4 protein-coding genes are annotated in these 4704 nt (G+C 69.7%); all 4 read left to right on the top strand.

Annotated features, from left to right (window positions below; translation table 11 throughout):
• The first annotated feature begins 240 nt into the window (after positions 1-240).
• The 4 genes from OXU42_13120 (at position 241) to OXU42_13105 (ending at position 4488) form a co-directional block, all read left to right on the top strand.
• Positions 241-612 (top strand): hypothetical protein, encoded by a 372-nt coding sequence (locus tag OXU42_13120; protein ID MDE0030329.1) that lies wholly within the window; start codon positions 241-243, stop codon positions 610-612.
• A gap of 547 nt (positions 613-1159) precedes the next feature.
• Positions 1160-1438: a type II toxin-antitoxin system RelE/ParE family toxin gene (locus OXU42_13115; GenBank protein MDE0030328.1), complete on the top strand. Its 279-nt coding sequence runs from the start codon at positions 1160-1162 to the stop codon at positions 1436-1438.
• 15 nt (positions 1439-1453) lie between these two features.
• Positions 1454-1741: a HigA family addiction module antitoxin gene (locus tag OXU42_13110; GenBank protein MDE0030327.1), complete on the top strand. Its 288-nt coding sequence runs from the start codon at positions 1454-1456 to the stop codon at positions 1739-1741.
• Between the two features lie 416 nt (positions 1742-2157).
• Positions 2158-4488 carry a ParB N-terminal domain-containing protein gene (locus OXU42_13105; protein ID MDE0030326.1) on the top strand — a complete coding sequence of 777 codons (2331 nt, stop codon included), beginning with the start codon at positions 2158-2160 and terminating at the stop codon, positions 4486-4488.
• Positions 4489-4704 lie beyond the last annotated feature (216 nt).

The raw sequence follows: 4704 nt of genomic DNA, 5'->3' as shown, positions 1-4704 counted from the left end.
GGATACAGCCAACCGTGTGTCTGTACCTCACGGACATGGAGTGCTCGAGCTATCCAGAGGCCGAGCCGCCTTACCCCATCGTGTTCTGCAACTGGGGGACGCCGCCGTCCGATCGGACCCGCGAGCCGTGGGGCGATCGCATCGACATCGCAGCCTCCTGAGGGAAGGGGAAAAGCGCGGCGCGGCGGCAGAAGCCCCGGGAATCGCGCCGGCGCCGTCGGCACACTGGAGGCAATGAACATGACAGGAAGTTTCGCAGCTCAGGACGGCGGCCCGGACCGCCCCGTGCGCCGGACCGCCTGGCCCGTACGCGCCATCGTGCCGGGCGGACTCGCCCTCGCCGCCGTCTGTACCGCCGTTGCGCTCGCCCTCGACACGGGGGCGGAGCACATCGGCCTGCTCTGGGTGGCGGCGATTGCCTGGACCGCCGCCGCAAGCCTCGCAGGCGCCCTGTGGCGGGGGTTCGGTCACGGCGACTGGCGCGCCTTTTCCGGTTACGAGCTTCCGCACGACGACGGCGACATGGACGAATGGTCGTCCCGCACCGGTCGCTATTCCTGGCTTGGCGAGATGGAAGACCAGCTGCTCCATGACCACGATCACCTTCACTGATCCGCTCGCCGCGAACGTCCCGCCGGCCGGGCGCCCCCCACGCCACCCCACGGAGGTCGCCGCCATGCCCGATACGAGCGGTCAAGTCGTCGCAGGACGGATCACGGACCTATACCCTGACCCTGCACCGGGCGCGGCCACACGACCTCGCCGCGGCGCGCCGCCGCTTCGAGAGGTCGACCAGGGAGGACGGGGACAGTGGAGGGGGGAAGCGGCGCTGGGCGGGCCACAACCCCCGCGCTCGCCCGCAGGCATGAGGTGAGTGTGAGTATGACTCCAACGCCGTCTCGAAGCCTACCACCGATCTGCCGCCGTCCGCAAGCCGCAACGCCCGGATTCGCATTCCAGGAACATCACCAAGGGTCACCGCCGCGCGTTCGAGGCCCTGACCGGCGGCCGGTTCGACAACTTCTGCCTCCTCTCGCGCTCCGCCGACGGCGAGGCAACCGCGGCCATTGCCGCGGTCTCCGTGAGCCCCCCGGCTCAAGACGGCATCCCGGCGGACGTCCGTCGTTGACATGCGCCATAGTGCACATTACGCTTCATCATGATACGCAACTTCAGGAGCAGGGCGCTCCGGCGCTTCATGGAGCGCGGCGACGCGCGGCGCATCCACCCGGAGCACCGCGAAACGGTACGCGACGTCCTGGTGCGCCTCAACGCGTCCGCGACCCCGGAGGACATGGACCTGCCGGGGTTCCGGCTGCATCGGCTCAGCGGCGAACATGCCGGCTTCTGGGCGGTGACGGTCCGTGCCAACTGGCGGGTCATATTCCGGTTTGACGACGGCCACGCCGCCGACGTCGACTACCTGGACTACCACTAGGGAGGCACGATACTCATGCTCATGCACGATCCGCCCCATCCGGGCGCATTCATCCGGCGCCAGTGCCTCGAACCCCTGGGCCTGACGGTGACCGAGGCCGCGAAGGGGCTCGCGGTATCGCGTAACACGCTGTCCCTGCTGCTCAACGGCCGCCTCGGCATATCCCCCGAGATGGCCATCCGGTTGTCGGAGGCTTTCGGCGGCAGCCCCGAAAGCTGGCTGACCCAGCAGATGCAGTACGACCTCTGGCGCGCGCAGCATGACCGCGAGCCGGTCGAGGTCAGGAGGTTCGCCACCGCCTGACAGGCGCGGTCGCGCGCCTCCGGTACCACGACCCGCTCCAGGTGTTACTCCGCTTCCTGAACGCCATTCCACATCACCGCCACAGCATTCCTGCGAACCCATCGTCGACCCCGAGGACCTTCACAAGCACGTGACCGGCAACTGACCCCCAAGGCCTCCGACGGCCCCTCCCGGACTTCCGACGTTGCGTCCGCACCGCCCGGAGTCCGGTCCGCACGAGCTTTCCCGTGTCCGGCAACTTCCGGACTCCGGACGCCATCCCGGCTCCGGCGTTCGTTGCAGCCCGTCCCGCCGACAATCGCGCCCCAGATCGCCGCACCAACACCGCCCGGAGGCGGAGCTTGGCGTGAGGCCCGGCGGCAGACAGGGGCAGAGAGAGCCGCTATACCCGCCAACCACCATGCAAGGAGGAATCGATGAACCATACCGCTCCCATCCACGAACCCGCGATCCACCCGATCGCACTCGACCGACTGGTGATCGCGCCGGAGAACGTGCGCAAGACACCGCCCGATGCGGCGGCAGACGCCGAGTTGAAGGCTTCCATCACCGCCCACGGGCTCCTCAAGAACCTCGTCGTCCGAAGCGACGGCCCCGGCGGCAACTATGCCGTGGTCGCGGGCGGACGACGCCTCGCGGCCCTGAAGGCCCTAGCCGCAGACGGCGTGCTCGACGCCGCCCATCCTGTGCCCTGCCTGGTCGTGGACGGCGATGCCCCGTCCGCCGAGCTGTCTCTCGCCGAGAACGTCGTCCGCATCGCCATGCATCCGGCCGACCAGGTGGCGGCGTTCAGGGACCTGGCCGAGTCCGGCTCATCGGTGTCCTCCATCGCCGCCCGCTTCGGCATCTCCGAGCGCCTGGTCGAACAGCGTCTTCGGCTCGGCAACGCCGCGCCCGAACTCCTCGACGCCTACCGCGCCGGCGCCATCGACCTGGAGACGCTCAAGGGCTTCGCCGTCACCACCGACCATCACCGCCAGATGACGGTCTACCAGCAGGTGGCCAGCCAGGGCTACCGCCCCACCGCCTGGCAGGTGAAGCGGCTCCTCACCCAGGACCGGGTTCCGGCCAACTCCGCCGTGGCGCATTTCGTGGGGGTCGACGCCTACGAGGCCGCGGGCGGAGCGGTGTTGCGGGACCTCTTCTCGGACGAGGACGAGAGCGGCGTCTGGCTGGAGGACCCGGTGCTGCTGAACAATCTCGCCATGGAGAAGCTGGACGAAACCGCGAAGGACCTGGCGACCCGCTGGCGCTGGGCAACGGCAGTGCCGGAGGTCGACTGGACCGAGCTTGCGCGCTACGGGCGCATCCAGCCGGAACCCGTAACACCCACGGCCGAGGAGGCGGCCGAGCTGGAGCGTCTGCGCTCCCGCGAGGACGAGCTTTGCGAACTCGACGAGGACGAATGGACCGAGCAACTCGGCGAGGAGGCCTGCGCCATCGAGACCCGCACGGACGAGATCCACGCGGCGGTGGAGGCCCGGGCGGCCTACCAGGCGGAGGACTACGCCATCGCGGGCTGCATCGCCACCATCGGCCGGGACGGCAAGCTCCAGGTCATCAAGGGACTGGTCCGTCCCGGGGACATGCCCAAGCCGGCCGATGCCGACAACAGCAACGGCGGTGACGCCGGTGACGGTGAGAACGGCGAGGCCACGGGGTCCGACCGGCTCCGTGGACCGTCCATCTCCGGCCCCATGGCCCCGGCCCCGGATCCCGAGGCCGAGGCGCGCAAGGAGGCGGGAGTGGGGATCGGGCTCTCGGACGATCTCCGATCGATCCGAACGGCCCTGGTGAAGGCGCATCTGGGGAACGACTTCGAGGCCGCCTTCGACCTCATGCTGTTCCAGCTCGGCCGCTCCGTGTTCACGCATGCCTCCCAGGCCCACGCCCTCGACATCGCCATCAGCGAGACCCCCGACCGTCCGACGATGCGCATGAACGACAAGGACTTCGGCGCCTGGAGCCCGGGCGAGGCCATGCTCGCCGACCGCTCCGGCCTGCCGCTGGACTGGCTGGCGATCCAGGACGACGGGGAATCGTTCGCGGCGCTCCGGGCGTTGCCGGAGGCCGAGAAGCAGGCATTGTTCGCGGCCTCGGTGGCGCGCACGGTGAACGGCCAACTGGCCTTCGAGCCCGGGGCGCGTCCCGAGCTGGAAGCCACCATCGCCCGGCTGGGCATCGACTTCGCGGGCCAGGTTCGCCCGACCGCGGCCATGCTGTGGTCGCGCATCAACAAGGGCCGCATCCTGGACATCGCCAGGGAGACCCTGGGAGCGGCGTGGGCCTCGGCGCGGGCCAAGAGCAAGAAGGCTGACCTCGCCAAGGCGATGGAAGAGGCATTCGCGGCCGGCACGCCACCGGTAGGCGTCACCGCCGCCGCCCACGCGGCCGCGCTAGCCTGGACGCCGCCCGGCTTCGCCGCGTTCGACGCGGGCCGCGCGGGTGTCGAGAATGCCGGCGCGGAGATGGCCGCGGACGCAGTGGCGCCGGAAGCTGTGGCCGATGCGGAAGCGTCGGCGGAACCGGACGAGGCCGCCCCCGTGGAGCAGGTGGAACCGCGGAGCGCCGACGCACCTGCCAATGCGCCGGAGCCGGTCTCCGTGGGCGAAAGTACCAAAGCCACGGAGTCGGTCGAACCCGGTGCCCCGACCATTGCCGTCAACGGCGATGCCGTGGTCCGTGCCGCCAACGGCCATGACAACGGCGACGGGCTCGATCTGCCCGAGTTCCTGCGCCGCGTCTGAACCTTCCTCTGCCCGCAAGCGCCCCGCCCCGCACACCGCAGGGCGGGGCGTTTGCTTTTGCAGCCATCACGGAGACCCACATGACCAACAACGCCAATCCTCCGGCCGCGACCATTCGCGCCCGGGTCCACAAGAACGCGCTCAAGCGCGTCACGAAGTTTTGGGCTTCCCGCCCGATCGAAATCTTCCTCGAAGCCTTGCAGAACTCGCGTCGCG

The organism is Deltaproteobacteria bacterium (genome assembly GCA_028818775.1).
Taxonomy (GTDB): Bacteria; Desulfobacterota; Binatia; order UBA9968; family JAJDTQ01; genus JAJDTQ01.
The sequence above is the reverse complement of the archived record's forward strand: the minus strand, read 5'-3'. Positions and strand labels throughout refer to the sequence as shown.